The organism is Pseudomethylobacillus aquaticus (genome assembly GCF_003730115.1).
In the GTDB taxonomy this organism is placed as follows: Bacteria; Pseudomonadota; Gammaproteobacteria; order Burkholderiales; family Methylophilaceae; genus Pseudomethylobacillus; species Pseudomethylobacillus aquaticus.
Genome location: NZ_RJVP01000005.1, coordinates 98,490 through 122,042, shown reverse-complemented (window position 1 = coordinate 122,042; position 23,553 = coordinate 98,490). Strand labels below are relative to the sequence as shown.

The window sequence follows — 23,553 nt, the reverse complement described above, 5'->3', positions numbered from 1 at the left end:
CTGAGAGTAAATGAGGCATTGTATGCGAAAATATTGGCCATGCTGAACATCCTGCTCGTCAAAACCTCCTCCATGGGAGACCTGATCCACAATATGCCGGTGATCGCGGATATCCGCGCCCACCATCCGGATGCCGTGATCGACTGGGTCACCGAAGACAGTTTCGCCGAGATCGCCGCCCTCAACCCACGCATCGACCAGCGCATCATCGTGTCCATGCGGCGCTGGAAAAAGCAGCTGTTCAGCACAGCGACCTGGCGGGCGTTCTTTGCATTTCGTCAGCGTTTACGTCAGCGACCTTACGATGCCATCCTGGACACACAGGGCCTGCTCAAGAGCGCGCTGATCTGTCACTGGGCGCACGGGCCGTCGCATGGTGCAGACCGCCACACCGCCAGAGAAGCCATCGCCGGCCGTGTCTACGACCATGCGCATGACATCCCCAAGGATTTGCATGCCGTAACACGCAATCGCCTGGTGGCGGCCAAGGCGCTCGGCTACAGCCTGGATACCCTGCCCTTGCGTTATGAGCTGAAGGTGCCCGACACCGCCCTGCCCTTCGCCATCAGCAAGCACATTGTCCCCGTGTTCCACGGCACGGCGCGTGCAGCCAAGTTGTGGCCGGTGGAACACTGGATCGCACTGGGCGTCACCATGCAGCAGCACGGCTTGCAGATCCTGCTGCCCTGGGGAAGCGAGGTGGAGCGTTTGCGCGCGGTAAAGATCGCCGAGGCGGTGCCTGCCGCCATTGTTCCGCCGCGCATGCGCTTGAGCCAGTTGGCGGCACTGATCCAGCAAGCCCCGCTGACCATAGGCCTGGATACAGGCCTGATGCATCTTGCCGTGGCACTCGATATCCCCACGCTGGCCATTTTCTGCGACACCCATATCTGGCAGGCAGGCGCTTTGCCAGCCGCGTCCGGCAAGGCGGTCACCATCGGTGGCAAAGGCATCACGCCCTCACCTGATGAAGCCTGGCAAGCCTTGCAATCACTCTGTGAAATGCCCGATCGCGCCCGGTCACAAGCACATCATCCATCCGACAGGAGCAGCGCATGAGTGCTGAAAACAAAGGCGTGCTGACGCCGGCACTGCTATGGGCCGGGCTGCGTTATGTGTTGCGCGGTGGCCTGGCAAAACCTGGCGGGCATCTGCCATCAACGGGGCACACGGTTCCGGCCGATTTCGCTGGCGTGGGTGTGGCCACCGCTGACGATACGGCCGTGGATGAGGTGGTGATGCAGGCGTTGCAGCACATGGGCTTACGCCAGGCCAGGATAGACCTTAGCTATGGGGATCTCGAAGGGCCACCCAACCGCCTGCTGGAACGCTTGCTGGCCGCCGATATCGGCGTGATGCTGCATCTGGTGCAACCGTACTCTGCTGCCCGCCGCATGGCCGAGGCCAGCGTGCAGCAGGAATGGCATAATTTCGTGGCCAACGTGCTGCAACGCTACGGGCAACGCATCCGTTGTATCGAGATCGGCTCCACCATCAACCGTAGACGCTGGGCAGGCTACGATTCCAAAGGCTTCTTCATTGCCTGGGACATCGCCTACCGGCTGATACGCGCGCACGGCGTCACCCTAGCCGGTCCCAATGTGACCGACTTCGAGCCGCTCTATAACATCGCCGTGCTGGGTAAGCTGGCGCAACTGGGCCAATTACCCGACATCCACACCAACAATCTGTTCAGTGAACGCGTGACCGAGCCGGAGCGCTATGATCACCGTATTCTGGGGTTTCAATGGGCACGTAGACTCAAAGTCAATCTGGTGAAAAAAGCCAGGCTATTGCAGGACATCGGCCTGCATTTCGGGGTATCCAGATTAAGCTCGCCCGCCGCGTTCTGGACCCTGCCACGTATCGAACGCCTGCTGCCGGACGGCGAAGAGAAACAGGCCGACTATCTGGCACGCCACATGCTGCTATGTGCCGCTTCCGGGGTGCTGGAACAGGCATTCTGGGGGCCGTTGATCTGCCAGCGTGAAGGCTTGATCGATGACGGCAGTGACGGTTACCCCGCACTGGAGCGCATCACGCACTATGCCAGCGTGGCCGGCACCCAGTTCCGCGCACGCCCGGCATTGCTGGCCATGCGTACCTTCAATACATTGATCCCGGGCTCGCGTTATGAAGGCGCCATGCACACCACGCGTGGCCTGGAACTGCATGCCTTCAGGTCGGCCGAACAGTATGTGCACGCGGTCTGGACCAGCAATGGCAAAGCCATCGCCTTGGCTAGCGTATACCCAGCTAGCGCCCTGTCACAGGCGCGCTGCCTGGATAGAGATGGCGAGTTGCTGGCTGCATTGCCTGCACTGGTCAGCGAAGCGCCTATCTATTTGTGCTGGCCTGCCGATACAAACAATCAGGCCGTAAGCAAATTACCGTCATCGCCGTTCTTCAGCATCCACCGTCACATGCGCGGCCGATATTATCATCTGTTCGAGGCCGATGGCTGGCGCGGCATGTTCGTAGCATCCAGCGCAGCGGCGGCTGGCATCCTGCAAGAAGTGCTGCACCCGGCGCGTTTGCCAGCACCGACCAAAGCCACCACGCTGCGCAATGCACGCAATGTGATCTGGGCTATAGAGAACCCGCTGATCGGCAAAGTGGTCGCCAAACAGCCCATCAAGATCGCGCTGCAGAAGCACCTGGTGGACCGCTTCAAGCCATCCAAAGCCAGACGCAGCTGGGACGCCGCTGCCGAACTGATGCGCCGCGGCATTCCCACTGCCGAGCCGATCGCCTATTTCGAACGCATCAACGACCGCTCGCTGAAAGAAAATTACTATATCTGCGACTTCTTCCCGGCGGATTTTTCTGCACGCGAACTGCTATCCGCATTTGCAGCCGGGGCAGCAGAATTCGAAGGGATCTCGCAGGAAGCGGCGTATCAGCAACTGAGTCAGTTCCTGCTCATGCTGCATGGGCGTGGCGTGTTCTTCCGCGACCTGTCCGGTGGCAACATCCTGATTCGCAAACAAGCGGATGGCACGCTGGCGTTCAGCCTGATCGACATCAACCGTGCGCATTTCTTCAACAAGTCCACGGTACTGTCCAAGCGTATCGCCGACCTCACGCGCATCTGCAACAAGCTGCACTGGGAAGGCCGCGAGCAACTGGTGGGCCGCTATCTCGCCGCCCTTGGCAGGCCCTTCAGCCTGCGTTTCAAACTGCCGTTCTATCTGTATGACAGCAAAGTCTGGCTCAAGCGCCACCTGGGCCGCAAAGCCATCACGCGCCTGTTCCGCAAAAAACGCCCCGCCCACTAAGCTGGAACAAGGCCTGCAACACGCACATTTCACTAAAAATTGTGCGTGCTGCAGGCTTGAATTCTTTTCACCCGCCTCCATACAGTGCTATGGATGACAAACTATTCAGGGAATGCCATGCAACAAGATCAACATAACGAGATTCACGACAACGAGCACAGCGGTGCGGCTGGCTCGCTTGATGAGCGCTTCGCCGAGCTGGAAGCCCAGATCGCCGAACAGCAAGCGGCGGTGCTGTACGCCAAGGCCGAAGGCGAGAACATCCGCCGCCGTGCCGCAGAAGACATCGACAAGGCACGCAAATACGCGCTGGAGAAATTCTCCAGCGAACTGCTGGCCGTGAAAGACAGCCTGGATGCCGCATTGACGGTGGAAACCGCCGATATCGCCAGCTACAGGAACGGCGTAGAACTCACCGTGAAACAATTGAGCAGCGTGTTCGAAAAATTCAGTATCGCCGAGATCAATCCGCTAGGCGAGAAATTCGACCCGAACAAGCATCAGGCCATCAGCATGCTGGAATCCGATGCTGAACCCAACACCGTGATCACCGTGCTGCAAAAAGGCTACACGCTGAATGAGCGCATCCTGCGCCCGGCACTGGTGATGGTGGCAAAAGCCAAGGCCTGAGCCGCCAGCGACACCCCTTGAAATCGTTGCTGCAATCCCCATGTTGGCAACATCAGTATTTATTCTAAGAATGTGTAGAGGAAACAGACATCATGTCAAAAATCATCGGTATTGACCTGGGCACCACCAACTCCTGCGTAGCCGTCATGGAAGGCGGCAAGCCACGCGTGATCGAGAACGCCGAAGGCGCTCGCACCACCCCTTCCATCATCGCCTATCAGGAAGATGGCGAGATCCTGACCGGCGCACCCGCCAAGCGTCAGGCGGTGACCAACCCCAAGAACACGCTGTACGCAGTAAAGCGCCTGATCGGCCGTCGCTTTGAAGAAAAAGAAGTGCAGAAAGACATCGGTCTGATGCCCTACACCATCGCCAAGGCTGACAACGGCGACGCCTGGGTAGAAGTGCGCGGTCAGAAGATGGCGCCACCGCAGATCTCCGCCGAAGTGCTGCGCAAGATGAAGAAGACCGCCGAGGACTACCTGGGCGAAGAAGTCACCGAAGCCGTGATCACGGTACCGGCTTACTTCAATGACAGCCAGCGTCAGGCCACCAAGGACGCCGGCCGTATCGCTGGTCTGGAAGTGAAGCGCATCATCAATGAACCCACTGCCGCGGCACTGGCGTTCGGTATGGACAAGCAGGAAGGTGATCGCAAGATCGCCGTCTATGACCTGGGCGGTGGTACGTTTGATATCTCCATCATCGAGATCTCCGAGATCGACGGCGAACACCAGTTCGAAGTGCTGTCCACCAACGGTGACACCTTCCTGGGTGGCGAAGACTTCGACAACCGCCTGATCGACTTCCTGGCGGACGAATTCAAGAAGGACAACGGCGGCCTGGATCTGCGCAACGACTTGCTGGCCAAGCAGCGCCTCAAGGAAGCGGCCGAAAAAGCCAAGATCGAGCTGTCCTCCAGCACGCAAACCGATGTCAACCTGCCCTACATCACGGCTGACGCTACCGGCCCCAAGCACCTGGTGGTGAAGATCACCCGCGCCAAGTTCGAGTCGCTGGTGGAAGACCTGATCGCACGTACCATCAAGCCATGCGAAATGGCGCTCAAGGATGCAGGCGTCAAGCTGTCCGACATTCAGGACGTGATCCTGGTCGGTGGTCAGACCCGCATGCCCAAGGTGCAGGAAAAGGTGCAGGAATTCTTCGGCAAGGAACCACGCAAGGACGTGAACCCGGACGAAGCCGTGGCCGTTGGTGCTGCGATCCAGGGTGGCGTGCTCAAGGGTGATGTCAAGGACGTGTTGCTGCTGGACGTCAGCCCGCTGTCGCTGGGCATCGAGACCCTGGGCGGCGTGATGACCAAGCTCATCAAGAAGAACACCACCATCCCGACCAAGGCGTCGCAAGTGTTCTCCACCGCCGAAGACAACCAGAATGCCGTGACCATCCAGGTGCTGCAGGGCGAGCGCGAGATGGCCGCAGGTAACAAGAGCCTGGGCCAGTTCAACCTGTCTGACATCCCGCCGGCACCACGTGGCATGCCACAGATCGAAGTCACCTTTGACATCGACGCCAACGGCATCCTGCACGTATCGGCCAAGGACAAGGCCACTGGCAAGGAAAACAAGATCACCATCAAGGCCAACTCCGGTTTGTCTGAAGATGAGATCAAGCGCATGGAAGAAGATGCTGCCAAGTACGCAGACGAAGACAAGAAGCTGCGCGAACTGGTCGATGCCCGCAATGCGGCCGATGGCATGATCCACAGCGTCAAGAAATCGCTGGGCGAACATGGCGACAAGCTGAGTGCTGACGAAAAGGCCAACATCGAAGCCGCCATCAAGGACGTGGAAGATGTACTGAAGTCCGACGACAAGGACGCCATCGAAGCCAAGACCAACGCGCTGATGGACGCCTCACAAAAGCTGGGCGAGAAGGTCTACGCCGAGCAGCAAGCGCAACAAGGCGCTGGCGATGAAGCGCAACCGCAAGCCGAGAAGACCGTCGACGCGGAAGTGGTCGATGCCGAGTTCGAAGAAGTGAAGGATGCGAAGAAATAATGTGTAAAAAGTGAAAGGTGAAATGTGAAACGCGGGCACAAGGAGCTTCGAGTCTGGCAGGCTGCGATGCAGCTTGTAGAAGACGTGTACCGTTTCACATCCACCCTTCCAAAAGACGAACAGTTCGGTTTAACTTCACAGCTTAGACGTGCGGCGATCTCGGTACCTTCGAACATTGCAGAGGGTGCCGCCCGCAACGGGGCTAAAGAGTTGATCCATTTTTTGGGCATCGCCTCCGGCTCGCTGGCCGAGATCGACACCCAGATAGAACTGGCTGTCAGGTTGGCTTATGCCACACCAGATGAGGCCTTGAAAACCAGACTGGACGAGGTATCTGCACTGAACATGGCGCTCATAAAATCACTCAAGCAGAAGCTTGAGTGATTTTTACATTTCACTTTTCACGTTTCACATTTCACGACAAACAATATGGCAACCAAAAAAGACTTTTACGAAGTACTCGGCGTCAACCGCGATGCCTCCGACGAGGAGATCAAGAAGGCGTATCGCAAACTGGCGATGAAGTACCACCCGGATCGCAACCCGGACAACCCGAAAGCCGAGGAAAGCTTCAAGGAAGCCAAGGAAGCTTACGAGATCCTGTCCGACGAAGAGAAGCGTGGCGCTTATGACCAATACGGTCATGCCGGGGTAGACCCCAGCATGGGCGGTGGCGGAGGCGGTGGTGCCGGTTTCGGCAACTTCTCTGATGCGTTTGGCGATATCTTCGGTGATATCTTTGGTGGCGGAGGCGGTGGCGGACGTCGCTCCAACGTCTATCGCGGTGCCGACCTGCGCTACAACATGGAGATCTCGCTGGAAGACGCTGCACGCGGCACCGAAACCAAGATCCGCATCCCGGTCATGTCGGAATGCGAGACCTGCCACGGTTCAGGCGCGCGTCCCGGTACCCAGCCAGTGACTTGCACCACGTGTAACGGGCATGGCCAGGTGCGCATGCAGCAAGGCTTCTTCTCGGTGCAGCAGACCTGCCCCAAGTGTCATGGCAGCGGCAAGATGGTGAAAGAACCCTGCCCCACCTGCCATGGCGGCGGCCGCGTCAAACAGCACAAGACCCTGTCGGTGAAGATCCCGGCTGGCGTGGACGAAGGCGATCGTATCCGCCTGTCCGGTGAAGGCGAAGCCGGTGTCAACGGCGGCCCCACCGGCGATCTGTATGTGGTGGTACACCTCAAACCACACGAGATCTTCAAGCGTGACGGGGCCAATCTGCACTGCGAGATGCCGATCAGCTTCACCACCGCAGCACTGGGCGGCGAGATCGAGATCCCCACACTGGATGGTCACGCCAAGATGAAGATCCCGGCCGAAACACAAACCGGCGCGGTGTTCCGTTTGCGTGGCAAGGGCATCAAGCCGCTGCGCAGCAACGAGCTTGGCGACCTGATGTGCCATGTGGTGGTGGAAACGCCGGTACGGCTCACCGAGCGTCAGAAAGAACTGCTGCGCGAGATGGAAGAGATCAACCAGACCGACTCGGCTAAACACAGCCCACGCGAGAAGTCCTGGATGACCAAGGTGAAAGACTTGTTCAACTGAGTTCGCCGCCACCAAGCGCAAGCTTGAAACGCGCATGATCCCTTAACAAAAAACCTGCTTGCGCAGGTTTTTTGTTTTATCGGCCAGGCTAAGTAATGAACGCTCAAGTAAACCATAGCCGGGTTGGAACGTTATAGGTCAATGTTCACGTTCAGGTGTCCCACATCATGAAAATCAAACGCTTCATGTCACTCGCTGGCTTGGCGACCTTGGCCTTGATCAGCTTTACCGGCTGCACCATACAACCAGCACGTGTCAGTTATGGCGGGCCTCCAGGCGTGGTCTATGTCGAACCTGCCTATCAGCCTCCCATCGTCACCTTCGGCTATAGCTACAGGCCCTATTACAGCCCGTACTACAGCCCTCATTACCGTTCTTACAGCCGTCCTTACTACCGGGATAACTGGCATCCGCATAGTCGTGGCTGGGATCGCCACCATCGCGGGGGCGGTCATCACCACCATGGTCGCGGTCAGGGCCGCGGTTGGCGTTAACTGCCAGCAACAGTCAATCTCTTATACCAAGGCCTGCTGACGCAGGCCTTGATGTTTAACGCTGCCTGTTTCACACCTCATCCAGTGCCGGAACATAGCGTCGGCGATGATTTCAGGCGTGATTGCCTCCATGCTCCCATGCGGAGACTGATGCCAGCCAGCCAGCTCACCCCATGGCCGGTAACGTGCAGGTTGCCCAAGACCGAAAATGGTAAATGTAGGGGTGCCGACCGCACTGGCCAGATGCCCCAGGCCGGAATCGTTACCTACGAACAGCAGCGCATGTTCCAGCATCGCTGTCGATTGCAGAATATCCAGTTGGCCGCATACATCCAGCACAGGCAAGCGGCATTGCTGCCTGAACTGATCGGCATGACAACGCTCCTGTTGGCTACCCAACAACATCACGGCATCAACATGCATTTCCAGCTTGTATACCAACGCGAGGTAAGCGCTCACCGGCCAGATCTTGTGTGAGGAATTGGCACCCAGCCCGATAGCCAGCAGTCGCTGCCCCTGAAAAGGGGCTGTCAACAAGCGCGCGTGTTGACGATGTCGCATGGTCAGCCAGACTTGCGGATGCGGGATGTCGTTAATGCCCAAAGGCTGTAGTGCCGCAAAATGCTTCTCCACACTGTGCATGCCCAGGCTAGCCTGATTGGATAGTTTGCCCAGCCTGACCTTGGCGCGAATCGCGTAAAGCAATCCATCGGTGCGCAGATCCACGGCCAGATCATAAGGTACCCGCCTCAATTGCCGCAGCAACGTCAGCAATCCACGCCAACCAGTTTGTTTGTTCTTCAGCAACACCCTGCCCAAAAAAGGGCAATGCTGATAAACCTGATGCGAGCGCGCATCACCCACGATGTCGATGAGGGCATCTGGGTACCTGATGTGCAAAGCCTGCAAAACCGGTGTCGTCAGCACCACATCGCCGATATTGGACAGCGTGATCAGCAGAATGCGCTGCACCGTTGCGGGCAGTGCTGGCGGGCTTAAAAATAGCTGATAAGACATGGGCATTCAGGCTTCAAGTTGACAATGAGAGCGTAGCGCATGCCCGCTGCGACGACAGGCACGCTTATCTGCCCGAGACCCAACATCACACATGAGACTGGCATGCGGTTATGCAGAAGGCGGCACAGCTACTAACCTGCTGAACCATAGGGTAGCGGTGCTGGTATGGCTGGGAGTGGGATGGGTATTAGCGATGGCGCGATATGTTGATAAAGCTGCTGCGCCGTATAGGCATGCAAGTCCGTCAGCTGCAGCACCTGAAACTGGCCACGCGCCAGCTCAGCACGTTGCGCAGAAGTAGCCGGGCCAAACAGGGCGAGCCCGGGACGCCTCAATCCGGAAGCCAGATGACTGGGGCCGGTGTCATTGCCGATCACATAACTGGCCTGATGCAGCACGCCGGCCAGCTCAAACCAGTTCAGGCCATGCATCACCACACCCGGCATCGCGTCAGCCAGATCAAGCTCGTCCGGGCCCAGCACTGTCACTACGCTGCAGCCTTGCTGTATCAGCAGGGACGCCAGCTGCGCATAATAGGGCCAGCGCTTTTGCGGGTGACGCGCCGATGCACCCGGAATCAACGCGATATAAGGCGCACTCAGCCCGGCAGCATGCAAGCGTTGGGCGACATCCGTCACCATCCAGCTCAAGTCCGGACTGCGTGCATGCGGCACTGGCACCCTGGCTAGTGTCAGCAGATCCACCAACCCCTGCAGACCGCTGCTCGGTGCCTGACCTTGCGTTCTGGCAACCCAGGGCACATCCGTCAGTAAATATTGACGATACAGCCGGGTACGCTGCGAGCTCTGCAAATCAAAAACGCCGGTGAACTGGCACTGCCGTAACTGCCTGCGTAGAGAAAATTGCCTTGGTAACTGCCACAAAGGCGCGCGTGCATCCAGCAACACCGCATCCACATGCGGGCAGCGTGCCATCAGCCCGGCAAAGCCCGGCGTGGTAAGCAAGGTAATGTGCGCTTGCGGATAATGCGCACGCAGATCGCGCAATACGCCATCAGCCTGTAGCAGATCACCCAGCGCGCCATGCTTGATGACCAGCAGTCGCTGATGGTCAGAATGCATACAATAAGTCCATCAAGGTTGCAGCAGCCTCTGATACACCGCGATAGTGGCCTTTGTCATGCTCTCCAGCGTCATGTGCTGCTGTGCATAAGCATGTGCACCCTGCATCTGCTGCTGCCAAACATCGGGCCGTGCCAGCCAATGCTGCAAACGCGCGCGCAGTGCTGCAGCATCGTTTATCGGGACGATCAACGCTGCAGGCAACACCTCGTTGGCAACCGGCACATCCGTCGACAGCACCCTGGCCCCACACAATAACGCCTCGTTTAGCACATACGAGAACCCTTCGCGCCGCGAGGCAATCACCACAGCGTCGACCGCCGCAAGAATGGCCGTGACATCGGATCGCTGACCTAGCAACTGGCAGTATGTCGGTGACTGTAAAACCCGGATACGCTGCAACAGTGAGCGGCGCAAGGCCCCCTCCCCTGCGATAAGCAGACATACAGGCAAACCATCAATCGCTTGCAGCAGTACATCAAAGCCCTTGGCTTCGACCAGACGCCCAACGGATATAATCACTGGCATACCCTCGGGCACACCGAATTGCTCATGCAGGTTCAGCACGGCTGGCAAAGGCTGCGCGATGCCGTTATACACCACGCTGCAACGCTCCGCAGTGAACGCAGAGGCGACCTGTTTGCTGACTGCGATCAGGTGTGTCATGCCTCGATACGGTTTAAGGTTACGTTTGACACTGTGCACGGTGGCAAGTGTCGGTGCGCCTATCCAGCGCTGCACGCTAGCGAGCAATGCTGCTGCCTTGCTGGCATGCGCATGCACAATATCGCAGCGCGCTTTTCGAAGCAGTAATAACACCTTGAACATCAGCCAGGGATTGAAACGGCTAAGGTGCGCAGGAATGGCCATCCGCTGCATGGGAGGCACATCCAAGTGGTCTGGCACTGTCGCGAGGAATGCTGCAGGCCCGATCAGCACCACTTCATGACCTGCAGCGGCAAGGGCAAGGGATAGCTCGCGCACATGTTTTTCCATCCCGCCAACCCCTGGGCTGGCCATCAACTGGCAGATTCTCATGCGGAAGCGCTAGGTGATACCTTCTGTGCTGATCCGCGCCTGACTACTGGACCAGGCCTGGATGCCGAGCCAGCAACACTGGTGCCGGCCAGTTCCAGATAGATGGCTAACGTATTTTCAAGCATCTTCAGCAAGGAGTAAGGATGCTGCTGTGGCACAGTCGGCGGCTGCTTAAGCCATTCCAGCAGCAAGGCATGTGCTGTGGCGATATTGCCCACAGGCAGCAGGCCTTCAGGCAGGATGGCAGCCAACTGCTCACCCACACCGCCATGTGCATAGCCCATCACAGGAACCCCCAGGCTGAGCGCTTCCAGTGTGGTACGTCCGAACGCTTCGGGTTCTGTAGACAGCGAGAACACACAATCCGATATCGCCATGATCTCGCGTACGTCCGCCCTGTGCCCGGTAAAGGTAATGCGGTCTGCCACACCCAGCTCTTTGGCTCTGGCGCGCAGCTCTTGCATAAAACGTGATTTATCCTGCTTCGCTTCGCCCACGATCAGGCCGTGTATCTCTGGCACCTCGGGCTGCAGCCTGGCGATCAGCTCGATAAAATCCAGCTGCCCCTTCCAGCGCGTCACACGGGCAGGTAGCGTGATCAGACGTTGCTGGCGCGTTTGAGGAAACGCCTCGTACCAGGCCTCCCTCCATACTGCATCCGGCTGATAACCATAACGATGCATGTCAGGATCAACCCCACGATAATTCAGGCGCAGGCGTTCTGGCTGCACCGGATAGTGTTGCAACACATAGTCGCGGATCATGCTGGAGATCACGATCACGCGCTCGCCCTTGGTCATCACGGCACTGTAGGCATTGACTGAATACGGGCCATGGACAGTGGTGACCAGATGCGGCCGTTGCGCCGGGTCCATGCCGCTCCATGCCAGATAGGCGATCCAGCCAGGAAAACGTGAGCGCACATGCAGGATATCGACCTGCTGTTCGATCAGATAGTGGCGCAAGCGCTGCACCAGCACCAAGGTGCGAACCGATTTTTTGCCTATCGGCCAGCACAGATGTTCGCTTCCCTGCTGCTCCAGCAAAGGCACCATGCGCCCACCTGCCGAGATCACAATGGAACGGTGCCCCTGTTCCACCAGATAGCGCGCCACCTCCAGCGTACCGCGCTCCACCCCACCTGATTCAAGCGCAGGCAGCACCTGCACAACTGTCAACCTGGCAAACGTCATGTCATCCCTAGCTGGCCTGCAACACGATTTGCGGCTGCAGCGTAACGCGGGGAGCCATCCAGTGATGCAGGATATGACTGGCACAACGATCTGCCTCGATGAAGCCTGGCACCGGGTGCAGCACACGCTTGTACTGCTGATGTACATCAAAACGCGTGACCTGGCCATGGCGTATCAGACCGGCCACACCACGCGACACGCGACTTTCCTGCTTCAAAGGCAAGTTCAGCAAACCAACAGAAACTCTTGCTGTGAGTGCTTCGTACACCATGGAGACCGAATCCTCGGACACCCAGGCCGTTGAGGCTAGCGCCAGCTGCTCGGCTACCCAGCCAGGCGCAGTCTGATGAAACGGCACCACGCTCAGGTTGGGCATCACCAAGCCGTTCAGGGCAACCAGCATATGATCTGGCGTTCTGCGCGAGGTGGTCAGCGTGTAGTGTATATCTGGATTGTGTGCCAGCAACTGAGTGATCTGCATCAGCATGCCAGGAGTGTCCCAGTCACAATGCCGTGACGGGCCGCCCAGCATGATCAGGGCACGATCCTGCTGGTGAATGCCGTCGGCCTGCAGCGGATTCAGCACCCCACGGGTTTCGATAAAATCGCCATGCCCTCGATACTGGTCATGCTGGGGGATCAGGCACAAATCAAACCAGGCAACAGGCAGACTGGGCTGCATCAGCACGACAGCCCTGCCACCGTAGGCACGCCTGGCAGCAAGCAGATGCCAATGTGTGCCGTGACCAGCTCCCACGATCAAATCAGGCGCAGGGTGCCCAGTGCCTGGGGACCAGGTCGATGTGGCCAAGCTCAGCATGGGCTCTACACCACCGCAGATAGCGATATCAATGGCTATACAGTGTTGTTTGCGTTTTAGGGCTTTTACCAGGCCCAGTGACTGGTTCTCGTGGCCTGGTTTACCATCCAGCAAACGCCAGACGATCATGGAATTCGTGTTTGAGGCTTGCATCCTCGCCATCCTTTAGCAACAACGCTGGGGGAGTCTTTATCAAGCAATACATTGACCGAGCCCCTCAGCTACGGTTGCCAGCTTAATAAATGCTTATTGCGGCGATGATGCAGAAAAATGAAACAGCGATGACAAGCATCCGTTCAAAACAAGACATGCAATAACAAAGCCCGCTTGCGCAGGCTTTGTTATTGCCGCTATCGGCCACTGCGCAAAGCGCGGGCGGGAGCGCAAGGCTTATGCCGGGTAGCTGATGGTGCCCTTCTGGATGAACTCGATCTTGTAACCATCCGGGTCTTCGACAAAGGCGATGACGATGGTGCCATGTTTCATCGGGCCAGCTTCGCGCACCACCTTGCCACCGGCCTGCCTCACCTGCTCACAGGCCGCGTAAGCGTCGTCCACTTCCAGCGCGATATGGCCGTAAGCGTTGCCCAATTCATACTTGTCGGTATCCCAGTTGTGGGTGAGCTCCAGTGCGCTGTGCTCGTTCTCGCTGCCATAGCCCACAAAGGCGAGCGAAAAACGGCCATCCGGGTAGTCTTGCTGCCGCAGCAGACGCATACCCAGCACGCGCTGGTAGAAATCGATGGAACGTTGCAGGTTACCCACGCGTAACATGGTATGCAGTATGCGCATTGCGTCTCTCCTCAAGTGCTTTTATTTGATTGAAATCTTCAGGTACTTCTGGTATAGCTGATCATGGGTCTCGCGTATATCCGGGTGCAAGGGGATGCAGTCGATCGGACACACTTCCTGGCATTGCGGTTTATCGAAATGCCCCACACATTCGGTACACAGATTGGGATCGATCTCGTAGATTTCGGCACCCTGATAGATGGCGCCGTTCGGGCATTCTGGCTCGCACACATCGCAATTGATGCATTCATCGGTGATCATCAGCGCCATCTCAACGCCCTGCTGCGAGCTTTTGTACGATGTGTTGCTGCACCAATGGCGAGACGAACTTGGTGATGTCACCACCCAGACGGGCGATCTCGCGCACCAGCGTGGCGGAGATGAACATGTATTGTTCGGATGGCGTCAGGAACACGGTTTCCACTTCCGGGAACAGTTGGCGGTTCATGCCGGCCAACTGGAACTCATACTCGAAATCCGAGGCGGCGCGCAGACCACGCACCACCAGCGTCGCCTGCTGCTCACGCACGAACTGCATCAGCAAGCCGGAAAAGCCCACTACACGCACGTTGGGGCAATCCTTTAGCACGGCGGAGGCCAGTTCCACGCGCTCTGCTATGCTGAACAAGGGGTGCTTGCCCGGGTTGGCCGCCACCGCCACCACCACTTCGGCGAACAAGCGTGAGGCGCGCCGCACCAGGTCTTCATGACCACGCGTCATCGGGTCAAAGGTACCGGGGTAAACGACTCGGAGGGCTTGTTGTTCAGTCTGCATGTGCGGATTTTAACAGGTGATAGCACACATTGCCTGCCTTGCCCTGTTTGATCACCTGCCAATCCGCGCAGGAGTTGAGCACATATTCGGCTTCCACATATAGATAGCCTCCCGCCGACAGGTGCGCTGGCAGCACCGGCAGCATGCGCGGCAACCAGTTCTGCTGATACGGCGGGTCGAGGAAGATGATGTCGAACTGACGCTGGTCGCGTGCCAGGAACTGTGCGGCGTCCTGCTGTTGCAGTTCGGCACCCGTAGCTTGCAAACGCTGTTTGTTGTCCTGCAGGTGGCGCATGGCGAGCGGCATCTTTTCCACCATCACCGCCTCGGCCGCACCGCGTGACAGCGCTTCAAAGCCCATCACGCCGGTGCCGCAGAACAGATCCAGACAGCGCAAGCCATGCAGATCCTGCCCCAGCCAGTTGAACAGCGTCTGCCTCACCCGGTCCGGGGTCGGACGCAGACCAGGCAGATCCGGAAAAGTCAGCAGCCGACTACGCCACAGCCCGCCGCCGATGCGGACCGTGTTACTGCTCTGCGCCAACGATCACCGTGACCATGCGGTCTGGGTCTACACGACGCTTGAACGCGTCCTGGATCTGCGCCGCCGTCACAGCGGCCACTTTTTTGTTGAAATCATCAAGGTAGGTCAATGGCAATTTGTAGAAACCGATCACGGACAGATATTCCAGTATCTTGGCATTGCTGTCCAGCCGCAACGGGAAACCGCCGATGATGTTCTGCTTGGCGGCTTTCAACTCTTTTTCGCTGACACCTTTGCTGATGAAGTTGCCCAGCGTGCTGCGCACCAGCTGCAGGGCCTCGTTGGCTTGCGCCTGCTTGGTCTGCAGTCCCAACTGGAATGGGCCCAGCTCGGACAGAGGCAGGAAGTAGCTGTAGACACTGTAGACCAGGCCGCGCTTCTCGCGCACTTCTTCGGTCAGGCGTGACACAAAGCCGCCACCGCCCAGGATGTAATTGCCCACATACAGCGGGAAATAGTCCGGATCTATGCGCTTAACGCCAGGGTAACCGAGCAGGATATGCGCCTGACTGGCCGGATGCGGGATACGCTGCTCCACGGCTTGCTGCGGGTAAGTAACGGCTGGTAAAGCAGGCACAGGTTCAGCGCTTGGCAGCCCTGCCGACAGGCGTTCAGCCAATTGCTCCGCCTGGGCACGGGTAAGATCGCCAATCAGCGCGATCACTGCGCCCTGGGCAGCGTAATAGCGCTGATAGAAGGCACGCAGATCAGCCGCCTGGATCTGTGGCACGGTGGTCAGCTCGCCGCTCTCGTCATTGGCATAAGGATGTTTACCATAAAGCGCTTGCATGAAGGCACGGTTGGCCATGCTTTCGGGCTGCGTGGCCGCTTCCTTGAGGCCTGCCAGGATACGCGCCTTCTCGCGCGTCAACACGGCTTCCGGGAAGTCCGGCTTGTGCAGGATGGCGCTGTAGACCGCCAACGCCTGCTCACGCTCACGTTCGCTGCTCAGTGTGCGCAGCTTGAAGCCGGCACGGTCTGCATCCAGATCGCCACTCATCTCGGCACCGATATCGGCGAGACGCGTGGAGATCTGTTCATCGCTGAGCCCACCAGCGCCCAGCGTCATCATGTAGCGGGTGATGCCTGCCACACCGGCTTTATCCTGGCTGTCACGGGCACTACCAGCGGCGAACGTGACGCTCATGTCCAGCATGGGCAGGTCGTGGTTCTCCACGAAATAGACTTGTGCGCCCTGGCTGGTCTGCCATTGCTGGATATTCACGGCTGCCTGCGTGCTCAGGCTGAAGCCTAGGCTAAAACTCAGGATGGCCAGTACCGGCACGGCACGGCATAGGGTTTGGTATAACTTAGTGATCACTTGGCTTCCCCTTGGGTTTTGCATTCGGGTCTATGGGTTGCGGGTCCAGCGTGGCGATGGTGAGGTTATCCGGAGTCAGGTACTTTTTGGCAACGGCCTGCACCTGCTCGGCGGTCACGGCAGACAGCTTGGCAGGGTAACCAGGCAGGATGCGCCAGGAGAAGCCAGCCGTCTCCAGGGTGCCTATGGTCATGGCTTGGGCGAATACGGAATCTCGCTGATACACGTCGCTGGCGATCACCTGCGCTTTGACGCGCTGCAATTCTTCCGGCGTGATGCCAGAAATCTTGATCTGCTCCACCTGCTCAAGTAAGGCGGCTTCCAGCTCGTTCACACTCTTGCCTTCACTTGGCGTGCCATCAAGTTCGAACACCGCCTCACGTCCACGCCGTATCATGTTGTAACCGGCGCTCGCTTCCACGGCCAGTTGACGCTCGCGCACCAGCTGCTGATTCAAGCGTGCCGAGGCATTGCCGTCCAGCACGCCGGAAAGGATCTGCAGCGCATACGGCTCCCAGTCCTTGTCCGCGTCCTGCAGTGCGGGCACATGGTAGCCCATGCGGATATAAGGCAGTTTGGCTGGTGCTTTCACCACCACACGCTTGAGGCCAAGCTGGGGCGGTTCGGTCTGTGGCTTGCGGGCTGGCAGTGGTCGTGCCTTGATCGGGCCGAAATGCTGCTGGGCCAGTTTCAATACATCCGCAGCCTTCACATCACCTGCCACCACCAGCGTGGCATTGTTGGGGGCATACCAGGTGCGGTACCACTCGCGCGCATCTTCAGCGGTCATGTTCTCCAGATCGTTCATCCAGCCTACGATGGGGCGACCATACGGGTGTGCCGTGAACATGGCACGGTTGAATTGTTCGTTGATCAGCCCTTGTGGCTTGTCGTCCGTACGCCAGCGCCGCTCTTCCATCACCACCTTCACCTCTTTGGCGAACTCTTCATCGGTCAGCTTGAGGTTGACCATGCGATCCGCTTCCATCTTGATGGACAAAGGCAGCTGGGATTTCTCCAGTTGCTGGTAGTAGCCGGTGTAATCGGTGCCGGTGAACGCATTCTCGCGACCACCTGCCGCTGCGATGATGCGCGAGAACTGGCCGGGCTTGATGGTCTTGGTGCCTTTGAACATCATGTGTTCAAGCACGTGGGCGACCCCGGTCTTGCCGTTCACCTCGTCCATACTACCCGCACGGTACCAGACCTGAGACACCACCACGGGCGAGCGGTGGTCTTCCTTGACGATGATGCGCATGCCGTTGCTGAGCTTGAACTCATGCACATTGGCCAGCGCAATCGTCGGCACACACAGCAACAACAGCATTAAACTGCGAATTGACACGGCTTTATTCTCCTCGAAAGTGCGGTGAGCTTACTGCACGGGTGGCAGAACGGGGTGGCAGATTATAGCGGCCCGTGTTTATTGCACCAATCTGACCCGGCTCGACTGGCTAAGTTTCGTGGCGCCGCCACGGCAACACGACTAAAATAATACTATCCGTCAGCCCCCACGGTCGGCACAACGGAGTACCCTGTTCCAGCTGAGCCTACGCTCGACTGGCAAGCCTAAGCGGGTGCACGGGTTCAGCGCCATGCCAACACGTCAGAGTACAAGTCGTCAGACTATAAGACCGCGCAGTACAAGACCGGGCAGTACTTGAATAGCCACATCAGACAGCCATGATAGAGAGTAATGTTTAATCTGTTCAAAAAATCCACGCCTGCAGAGGCCCCCAAACAACCGACTGCAGCGCCAGGCGATAGCGGCCATGCACAAATACATCAAACGCCTGATCCAGTGGCGATCACGCCGCCTGCTGAAGCCGAGCATATTGCCAGCCTGAGCTGGGCCGCGCGATTGAAGCAGGGCTTGTCGCGCACGCGTGACCAGCTGGGCAGCCAGTTCGCCAGCCTGTTCAACGGCGGCAAGATCGACGAAGCGGTGTATGAAGAACTGGAGACCATCTTGTTAACCGCAGATGTAGGCGTAGCCGCTACGCAAAGCCTGCTTGAACAAGTGCGCGCGCGCGTCAAACGTCAGAGCTTGAGCGACACTCACCAACTACGCGAAGCGCTAAAGCAATCCCTGCTGGAGCTGCTGCTCACGCTGGAACAGCCGCTGCACACCACACACAAACCTTTTGTCATCATGCTGGCTGGCGTGAATGGCGCTGGCAAGACCACCACCATAGGCAAGCTGGCGCGGCAATTCCAGGCCGAAGGGAAATCCGTCCTGATCGCGGCTGGTGACACCTTCCGGGCTGCCGCACGTGAGCAACTGCAAGCCTGGGGCGAGCGCAATCAGGTACAGGTCATTTCGCAGCAAAGTGGTGATGCGGCAGCAGTGATGTTCGATGCAGTGAATGCGGCGCAGGCGCGTGGCATCGATATCGTACTGGCCGACACGGCCGGACGATTGCCCACCCAGCTCAACCTCATGGAGGAGATCCGCAAGGTGCAGCGCGTGATCAACAAGGCCTTGCCGGGGGCGCCGCATGAAGTGCTGCTGGTGCTGGATGCCAACACCGGCCAGAATGCAGTCACTCAGGTAAAAGCGTTCGACGATGCGCTGGGTGTGACAGGGCTGGTATTGAGCAAGCTGGATGGCAGCGCCAAGGGTGGCGTGATCGCGGCCATCGCCCAGGCACGGCCTATCCCCATCCGTTATATCGGTGTAGGCGAGAACATCGATGACCTGCGCCCGTTCAAGGCTGCAGAGTTCGTCGATGCCTTGTTTGCCTGAGCGCACCCTGGCGGCGACTGTCGTGCAGCAGCGTTGGGCTCAGCCAGCGCCGGCTTGGGTGATCGTTTTTTTATGTCAGCGTTTTCGAGAAGGACCGCGACGCATGATCCGCTTTGATCAGGTACGTAAACGTTATCCCGGCAGTGACGAGATCCTGCGCGGCGTTTCATTTGAGATCGCCGAAGGCGAACTGGTGCTGCTCACCGGCCAATCCGGTGCCGGCAAGAGCACCCTGCTGAAACTGATGGCCGCCATCGAGCGGCCCACCTCGGGCACGGTGCTCATCGGCAACCAGAACATCAGCAAACTGCGTCCGGCCGTCATCCCCTATCTGCGACGCAAATTCGGCCTGGTGTTCCAGGACCACAAACTGCTTTATGACCGCAACTGCTTTGAGAATGTGGCGCTGCCGCTGTACATCAACGGCGTGACCGGTAGCGATGCAGCAAAACGCATCCGTGCGGCGCTGGACAAAGTGGGTTTGCTGAACAAGGAAAAAGCCATGCCGATCACGCTATCCGGCGGTGAACAGCAACGACTGGCCATCGCCCGTGCCGTGGTGAGCCGCCCTTCCATCCTGATCGCCGACGAACCGACCGGCAATCTGGACGAAAGCTATGCGGGCGAGATCATGGCCTTGTTCAATGCGTTCCAGCAGGTGGGCGTCACCGTCATCGTGGCCACCCATGACGTGAACACCATCAGCCAGTCACCGCATCGTGCCCTGCATTTGTCGCAAGGCCTGCTCGAAGTGCAGATCACGGAGTTCGCATGATGAAACACCGTCTAAATCAGCACTTACAAGCGATCCGTCTGGTGCTGGCGCGCATGCGCCGCAGCCTGTCCTCCACGCTGATGATCTGCAGCGTGATCGGCGTGGCCTTGTGCCTGCCTGCCATGCTGTATGTGGCGGTGGACAATGTCAGCCGTGCCACCGAGTTGTTGCAGGGCGACGCGCAGATCAGCCTGTTCCTGAAGCAGGACATCGCAAAATCCGCCGTGACCGCACTGGGCGAACAACTGCGCCGCCACCCCGCTGTGAGCGAAGTACGTTTTGTAGACCGCGACACCGCCTGGCGTGAGTTCCGCAGCGGCCTCGCCACTGACCATCCGGCCAGCAGCCTGGAACAGAACCCGCTGCCGGATGCCTATTTCGTCAAGTTGAAGCAGACCGACCCGGAGAGTGTCAGCACGTTGCAACAAGAGATGCAGGCTTGGGACGGTGTGGAGTTGGCGCAGGCCGATGCCAGCTGGATCAAACGCCTGTACGCGCTGCTGCAACTGGGCAAACAGGCGGTGCTGGCGCTGGCGATCTTACTGGCATTCGCCCTGACGGTGATCATCGCCAACACCATACGTCTGCAGATCATGACGCAGCGTGAAGAGATCGAAGTCAGCAAGCTGATAGGCGCCACCGACCAATTCATCCGCAGGCCGTTCCTGTATGCCGGCATGCTCTACGGCGGCGGCGGCGGGCTGGCGGCCTTGCTGTTACTGTATGCAGGGATCGTATCGTTCAATCGCTCAGTGGCGGAACTGGCACTACTGTACGGCAGCGATTTTCATCTGCACACGCAATGGGCGGATCTATCGCTGGTGCTGGTCGGTACGGCGGTGATCATAGGCTGGCTGGCATCGTATTTCGCCGTGGGTAGGTCGTTGGCGAAGTTGCAACAGGCGGGATAACAGTAAAACCAGGGCTAGCAGCACTGGCGGAGAGGGCGGGATTCGAACCCGCGACAGAGTTGCCCCTGTGCCACCTTTCCAGGGTGGTGACTTAAACCGCTCATCCACCTCTCCGCGACAAGGCGCGCATTATAGCGCAAGTATCGGCCTAGTCCAAATAATGACGAGAGCTTGTTTTTTGCCAAGCGCATTTCTGAGGATTTGGCGCGCTGCCGATTTTGAACTCGCCCGGCTTTCGGTTACCATTACGCAAGGCGGGCCTCCCCGCATTGTGAAGTAGCCAACCTGGTCAGGTGCGGAAGCAAGCAGCCACAACTATGTAGCAAGTGCCGGGGGTTAGGCTCGCCCCCTTTCCTGTTGTTATCCGTGATGGCCGTGCTTGGACGGGGTTCAGGTTTTCCGCTAGAGTGACAGGCTGCATCTCCGGGGTCCAATCGCATATGAGTTATCAGGTTCTCGCCAGAAAGTGGCGACCAAAATCGTTTGATGCATTGGTGGGCCAGGAACATGTGGTTCGCGCGCTGCACAACGCCCTCGAACAGCAACGCCTGCATCACGCGTATTTATTCACGGGGACCCGCGGTGTGGGCAAGACCACGCTGTCGCGCATCCTCGCCAAATCCCTCAATTGCGAAACCGGCATCACTGCCACGCCGTGCGGCAAATGCAGCGCCTGTGTAGGCATCGACCAGGGCAGCTTCATCGACTATGTGGAGATGGATGCCGCTTCCAATCGCGGCATCGACGACATGACCGCGTTGCTGGAAAAAGCCATCTATGCGCCTACGCAAGGGCGCTTCAAGGTCTATATGCTGGATGAAGTCCACCAGCTGACCGGCCACGCTTTCAACGCCATGCTGAAGACGCTGGAAGAACCACCGGCGCACGTCAAATTCATCCTGGCCACCACAGACCCGCAAAAAGTCCCGGTCACTGTATTATCGCGCTGCCTGCAGTTCAATCTTCGCCAACTGTCCGCCAGTGTCATCGCCGAACACATGCAGACCGTACTGGCTGCAGAACAGATCCCGGCCGAGCTGGCTGCGCTGCAACTGCTGGCGCGTGCTGCGGCTGGCAGCATGCGCGACGCACTCTCCCTGCTGGACCAGGCCATCGCCTATGGCGGCGACAAAGTCAGCGAAGCCGAAGTACGGCAAATGCTGGGGGCTATCGACCAGCGTTATCTGTTTGCGCTGTTACAAGCCCTGCTGCGCAGTGATGGAAGCTCGCTGCTGCAACAGGTGCGCGAGATGGAACAGCGCAGCATCAGCTTCTCCACCGCCCTGTCCGATCTGGCCAACCTGCTTTATCAGATCGCACTGGCGCAGACCGTGCCGGGTGCCGCCGATACCGCATCACCTGACCACGCGCTGCTGCAGGACATGGCGGCGCAAATAAATGCGGAACAGGTGCAACTGTTTTACCAGATCGCCATTCTGGGCAAACGCGATCTGGGCCTGGCACCCGACGAAGCAGCAGGCTTCAGCATGTGCATGCTGCGCATGCTGGCATTCATGCCTGGCGAGAAGGCGGGCGACAAGCGCAGCCCCGCCCCGAGCCGTGACCCCGCACCTGCAGGCAGATCGACGGAGGTTACGCAGACGCTAAGCCGTCAGACCTCGGCTCATGCAAGCGATATAGCTGCTGAAATCAGCCCAGCGCCCAGCAAGGCGGTTGAATCCAGCCCCCGCCTGGTCAGGCAGGCAGAAAGTGCACCCCGCCATGAACAGCATGACAGTTCGCAAGCCGATGGGCCCAGCAGCCCTGCCGCGGACCCGACTACCGCCGTGGCCGCGCCAGATGAAGCCATGGACCTGGTCACTGCAGCCATCGCCTTCGATGGCAACTGGCGTGGCCTGGTCGATCAGCTCAAACTCGGTCTGGCTCGTGCGCTGGCGCAACATTGTGAATTGTCGCGCTATGACGGCAACGCCATGTACCTGAACGTGCCGCAAGCGCATAGTCATTTGCTCAACCAGAATTATCAGCAGAAGCTCAGCCAGGCCATCTCCCAGCATTTCGATCGACCGATCAAACTGCATTTCTCTTCCGGCGGTGGCGACAACACCCCTGCTGCGCTAATGGGCCAGGAACGTGCGCGTTTGCAGTCGGAGGCCGAACACGCCATACGTCAGGATGATTTCGTGCAGGCGCTGGTCAATGACTTCGGCGCGCAGATCATTCCATCCAGCATTCGTCCTATTCAATAATCAAGTTCAACAAAGACGTTCAAGGAGCATCGTATGATGAAAGGTGGCATGGGCAACCTGATGAAACAGGCCCAGCAAATGCAGGAAAATATCAAACGCGCCGAGGCCGAACTGGCCAATATCGACGTGGAAGGCCAGGCCGCCAATGGCATGGTGAAGGTCAGCATGAGCTGCAAACACCAGGTCAAGCGTGTCAGCATAGACGACAGCGTCATGGATGACCGCGAGATGCTGGAAGACTTGATCGTGACCGCACTGAACGACGCGGCTCGCAAGGCCGAAGCCACTACGCAGCAGCGCATGAGCGGCCTGATGCCAGCCGGCATGAAGTTGCCATTCTGATGTC

Annotated in this window: 23 protein-coding genes, 1 tRNA gene and 1 other RNA gene; 13 read left to right on the top strand and 12 right to left on the bottom strand. The window is 58.5% G+C overall.

The genetic code is table 11. The annotated features are described in order from the left end of the window. Positions 1-39 precede the first annotated feature (39 nt). The 7 genes from waaC (at position 40) to ED236_RS09870 (ending at position 7,983) form a co-directional block, all read left to right on the top strand. Entirely contained in the window at positions 40-1,059 is a 1,020-nt protein-coding gene (waaC, locus tag ED236_RS09900) for a lipopolysaccharide heptosyltransferase I (protein ID WP_123237808.1), read from the top strand. Then, positions 1,056-3,278 (top strand): lipopolysaccharide kinase InaA family protein, encoded by a 2,223-nt coding sequence (locus ED236_RS09895; RefSeq protein WP_123237807.1) that lies wholly within the window; start codon positions 1,056-1,058, stop codon positions 3,276-3,278. Before waaC ends, ED236_RS09895 begins: the two co-directional genes overlap by 4 nt. A 117-nt stretch (positions 3,279-3,395) precedes the next feature. Continuing rightward, positions 3,396-3,908, top strand: coding sequence for a nucleotide exchange factor GrpE (gene grpE / locus ED236_RS09890; RefSeq protein ID WP_123237896.1), 513 nt, complete (start codon positions 3,396-3,398; stop codon positions 3,906-3,908). Positions 3,909-4,000: 92 nt separating this feature from the next. Beyond that, positions 4,001-5,929, top strand: coding sequence for a molecular chaperone DnaK (gene dnaK, locus ED236_RS09885; RefSeq protein ID WP_123237806.1), 1,929 nt, complete (start codon positions 4,001-4,003; stop codon positions 5,927-5,929). A gap of 24 nt (positions 5,930-5,953) precedes the next feature. Continuing rightward, positions 5,954-6,313, top strand: coding sequence for a four helix bundle protein (locus tag ED236_RS09880; protein WP_275669246.1), 360 nt, complete (start codon positions 5,954-5,956; stop codon positions 6,311-6,313). A 45-nt stretch (positions 6,314-6,358) separates the two neighbouring features. Further along, entirely contained in the window at positions 6,359-7,489 is a 1,131-nt protein-coding gene (gene dnaJ, locus ED236_RS09875; protein ID WP_123237804.1) for a molecular chaperone DnaJ, read from the top strand. A 167-nt stretch (positions 7,490-7,656) separates the two neighbouring features. Further along, on the top strand, positions 7,657-7,983 hold the full coding sequence (locus ED236_RS09870) for a hypothetical protein (RefSeq protein ID WP_123237803.1): 327 nt from the start codon (positions 7,657-7,659) through the stop codon (positions 7,981-7,983). 21 nt (positions 7,984-8,004) lie between these two features. On the opposite strand, the gene ED236_RS09865 is transcribed toward ED236_RS09870, so the two are convergent. From ED236_RS09865 to ED236_RS09815, 11 genes are all read right to left on the bottom strand, one after another. Next, the gene (locus tag ED236_RS09865; RefSeq protein WP_162299607.1) at positions 8,005-9,000 is read right to left on the bottom strand and encodes a glycosyltransferase family 9 protein; all 996 of its coding nucleotides are present in this window, start codon (positions 8,998-9,000) and stop codon (positions 8,005-8,007) included. Positions 9,001-9,131: 131 nt separating this feature from the next. Then, complete coding sequence (locus ED236_RS09860) at positions 9,132-10,082, bottom strand: glycosyltransferase family 9 protein (RefSeq protein WP_123237801.1); 951 nt, start codon at positions 10,080-10,082, stop codon at positions 9,132-9,134. Positions 10,083-10,094: 12 nt separating this feature from the next. Beyond that, entirely contained in the window at positions 10,095-11,078 is a 984-nt protein-coding gene (locus ED236_RS09855) for a glycosyltransferase (protein WP_275669245.1), read from the bottom strand. Between the two features lie 38 nt (positions 11,079-11,116). Continuing rightward, complete coding sequence (locus ED236_RS09850) at positions 11,117-12,313, bottom strand: glycosyltransferase family 4 protein (RefSeq protein WP_123237799.1); 1,197 nt, start codon at positions 12,311-12,313, stop codon at positions 11,117-11,119. 7 nt (positions 12,314-12,320) lie between these two features. Further along, a complete protein-coding gene (locus ED236_RS09845; protein WP_123237798.1) occupies positions 12,321-13,286 on the bottom strand; it encodes a mitochondrial fission ELM1 family protein in 966 nt (321 codons plus the stop codon). Between the two features lie 237 nt (positions 13,287-13,523). Beyond that, complete coding sequence (gene gloA, locus ED236_RS09840; protein WP_123237797.1) at positions 13,524-13,925, bottom strand: lactoylglutathione lyase; 402 nt, start codon at positions 13,923-13,925, stop codon at positions 13,524-13,526. A gap of 21 nt (positions 13,926-13,946) precedes the next feature. Next, the gene (locus ED236_RS09835) at positions 13,947-14,195 is read right to left on the bottom strand and encodes a YfhL family 4Fe-4S dicluster ferredoxin (protein WP_123237796.1); all 249 of its coding nucleotides are present in this window, start codon (positions 14,193-14,195) and stop codon (positions 13,947-13,949) included. Between the two features lies 1 nt (position 14,196). Further along, positions 14,197-14,700, bottom strand: a complete 504-nt coding sequence (gene coaD, locus ED236_RS09830; protein WP_123237795.1) for a pantetheine-phosphate adenylyltransferase — start codon at positions 14,698-14,700, stop codon at positions 14,197-14,199. Further along, positions 14,690-15,244, bottom strand: coding sequence for a 16S rRNA (guanine(966)-N(2))-methyltransferase RsmD (rsmD, locus tag ED236_RS09825; protein WP_123237794.1), 555 nt, complete (start codon positions 15,242-15,244; stop codon positions 14,690-14,692). Before rsmD ends, coaD begins: the two co-directional genes overlap by 11 nt. Beyond that, entirely contained in the window at positions 15,228-16,529 is a 1,302-nt protein-coding gene (locus ED236_RS09820) for a M16 family metallopeptidase (RefSeq protein ID WP_420820421.1), read from the bottom strand. Before ED236_RS09820 ends, rsmD begins: the two co-directional genes overlap by 17 nt. A 25-nt stretch (positions 16,530-16,554) precedes the next feature. Continuing rightward, positions 16,555-17,892, bottom strand: coding sequence for a M16 family metallopeptidase (locus ED236_RS09815; RefSeq protein WP_123237792.1), 1,338 nt, complete (start codon positions 17,890-17,892; stop codon positions 16,555-16,557). 369 nt (positions 17,893-18,261) lie between these two features. On the opposite strand from ED236_RS09815, the gene ftsY reads away from it, so the two are divergent. The 3 genes from ftsY to ftsX all read left to right on the top strand — a co-directional run bounded on the left by ftsY (position 18,262) and on the right by ftsX (position 20,997). Then, positions 18,262-19,311: a signal recognition particle-docking protein FtsY gene (gene ftsY / locus ED236_RS09810; RefSeq protein WP_123237791.1), complete on the top strand. Its 1,050-nt coding sequence runs from the start codon at positions 18,262-18,264 to the stop codon at positions 19,309-19,311. A gap of 103 nt (positions 19,312-19,414) precedes the next feature. Then, positions 19,415-20,086: a cell division ATP-binding protein FtsE gene (gene ftsE, locus ED236_RS09805; RefSeq protein ID WP_123237790.1), complete on the top strand. Its 672-nt coding sequence runs from the start codon at positions 19,415-19,417 to the stop codon at positions 20,084-20,086. After that, a complete protein-coding gene (gene ftsX / locus ED236_RS09800; RefSeq protein ID WP_240032113.1) occupies positions 20,083-20,997 on the top strand; it encodes a permease-like cell division protein FtsX in 915 nt (304 codons plus the stop codon). Before ftsE ends, ftsX begins: the two co-directional genes overlap by 4 nt. A gap of 24 nt (positions 20,998-21,021) precedes the next feature. On the opposite strand, the gene ED236_RS09795 is transcribed toward ftsX, so the two are convergent. Further along, positions 21,022-21,111: transfer RNA gene (locus ED236_RS09795), tRNA-Ser, on the bottom strand. A 139-nt stretch (positions 21,112-21,250) separates the two neighbouring features. Between ED236_RS09795 and ffs the strand changes: the two genes are divergently transcribed. The 3 genes from ffs to ED236_RS09780 all read left to right on the top strand — a co-directional run bounded on the left by ffs (position 21,251) and on the right by ED236_RS09780 (position 23,549). After that, an RNA gene (ffs, locus tag ED236_RS09790) (signal recognition particle sRNA small type) lies at positions 21,251-21,347 on the top strand. A 90-nt stretch (positions 21,348-21,437) separates the two neighbouring features. After that, positions 21,438-23,207 (top strand): DNA polymerase III subunit gamma/tau, encoded by a 1,770-nt coding sequence (gene dnaX / locus ED236_RS09785; RefSeq protein ID WP_123237789.1) that lies wholly within the window; start codon positions 21,438-21,440, stop codon positions 23,205-23,207. A 33-nt stretch (positions 23,208-23,240) separates the two neighbouring features. Then, the gene (locus ED236_RS09780) at positions 23,241-23,549 is read left to right on the top strand and encodes a YbaB/EbfC family nucleoid-associated protein (RefSeq protein ID WP_123237788.1); all 309 of its coding nucleotides are present in this window, start codon (positions 23,241-23,243) and stop codon (positions 23,547-23,549) included. The last annotated feature ends 4 nt before the right edge of the window (positions 23,550-23,553 follow it).

What these genes read in the sequence shown, in the direction of transcription:
- waaC (WP_123237808.1), top strand. Translation starts at nt 40, where the DNA reads ATGCTGAACATCCTGCTCGTCAAAACCTCCTCCATGGGAGACCTGATC.
- ED236_RS09895 (WP_123237807.1), top strand. Translation starts at nt 1,056, where the DNA reads ATGAGTGCTGAAAACAAAGGCGTGCTGACGCCGGCACTGCTATGGGCC.
- grpE (WP_123237896.1), top strand. Translation starts at nt 3,396, where the DNA reads ATGCAACAAGATCAACATAACGAGATTCACGACAACGAGCACAGCGGT.
- dnaK (WP_123237806.1), top strand. Translation starts at nt 4,001, where the DNA reads ATGTCAAAAATCATCGGTATTGACCTGGGCACCACCAACTCCTGCGTA.
- dnaJ (WP_123237804.1), top strand. Translation starts at nt 6,359, where the DNA reads ATGGCAACCAAAAAAGACTTTTACGAAGTACTCGGCGTCAACCGCGAT.
- ED236_RS09870 (WP_123237803.1), top strand. Translation starts at nt 7,657, where the DNA reads ATGAAAATCAAACGCTTCATGTCACTCGCTGGCTTGGCGACCTTGGCC.
- ED236_RS09865 (WP_162299607.1), bottom strand. Translation starts at nt 9,000, where the DNA reads ATGTCTTATCAGCTATTTTTAAGCCCGCCAGCACTGCCCGCAACGGTG.
- ED236_RS09860 (WP_123237801.1), bottom strand. Translation starts at nt 10,082, where the DNA reads ATGCATTCTGACCATCAGCGACTGCTGGTCATCAAGCATGGCGCGCTG.
- ED236_RS09855 (WP_275669245.1), bottom strand. Translation starts at nt 11,078, where the DNA reads ATGGAAAAACATGTGCGCGAGCTATCCCTTGCCCTTGCCGCTGCAGGT.
- ED236_RS09850 (WP_123237799.1), bottom strand. Translation starts at nt 12,313, where the DNA reads ATGACGTTTGCCAGGTTGACAGTTGTGCAGGTGCTGCCTGCGCTTGAA.
- ED236_RS09845 (WP_123237798.1), bottom strand. Translation starts at nt 13,286, where the DNA reads ATGCAAGCCTCAAACACGAATTCCATGATCGTCTGGCGTTTGCTGGAT.
- gloA (WP_123237797.1), bottom strand. Translation starts at nt 13,925, where the DNA reads ATGCGCATACTGCATACCATGTTACGCGTGGGTAACCTGCAACGTTCC.
- ED236_RS09835 (WP_123237796.1), bottom strand. Translation starts at nt 14,195, where the DNA reads ATGGCGCTGATGATCACCGATGAATGCATCAATTGCGATGTGTGCGAG.
- coaD (WP_123237795.1), bottom strand. Translation starts at nt 14,700, where the DNA reads ATGCAGACTGAACAACAAGCCCTCCGAGTCGTTTACCCCGGTACCTTT.
- ED236_RS09815 (WP_123237792.1), bottom strand. Translation starts at nt 17,892, where the DNA reads ATGCTGTTGTTGCTGTGTGTGCCGACGATTGCGCTGGCCAATGTGCAT.
- ftsY (WP_123237791.1), top strand. Translation starts at nt 18,262, where the DNA reads ATGTTTAATCTGTTCAAAAAATCCACGCCTGCAGAGGCCCCCAAACAA.
- ftsE (WP_123237790.1), top strand. Translation starts at nt 19,415, where the DNA reads ATGATCCGCTTTGATCAGGTACGTAAACGTTATCCCGGCAGTGACGAG.
- ftsX (WP_240032113.1), top strand. Translation starts at nt 20,083, where the DNA reads ATGATGAAACACCGTCTAAATCAGCACTTACAAGCGATCCGTCTGGTG.
- dnaX (WP_123237789.1), top strand. Translation starts at nt 21,438, where the DNA reads ATGAGTTATCAGGTTCTCGCCAGAAAGTGGCGACCAAAATCGTTTGAT.
- ED236_RS09780 (WP_123237788.1), top strand. Translation starts at nt 23,241, where the DNA reads ATGATGAAAGGTGGCATGGGCAACCTGATGAAACAGGCCCAGCAAATG.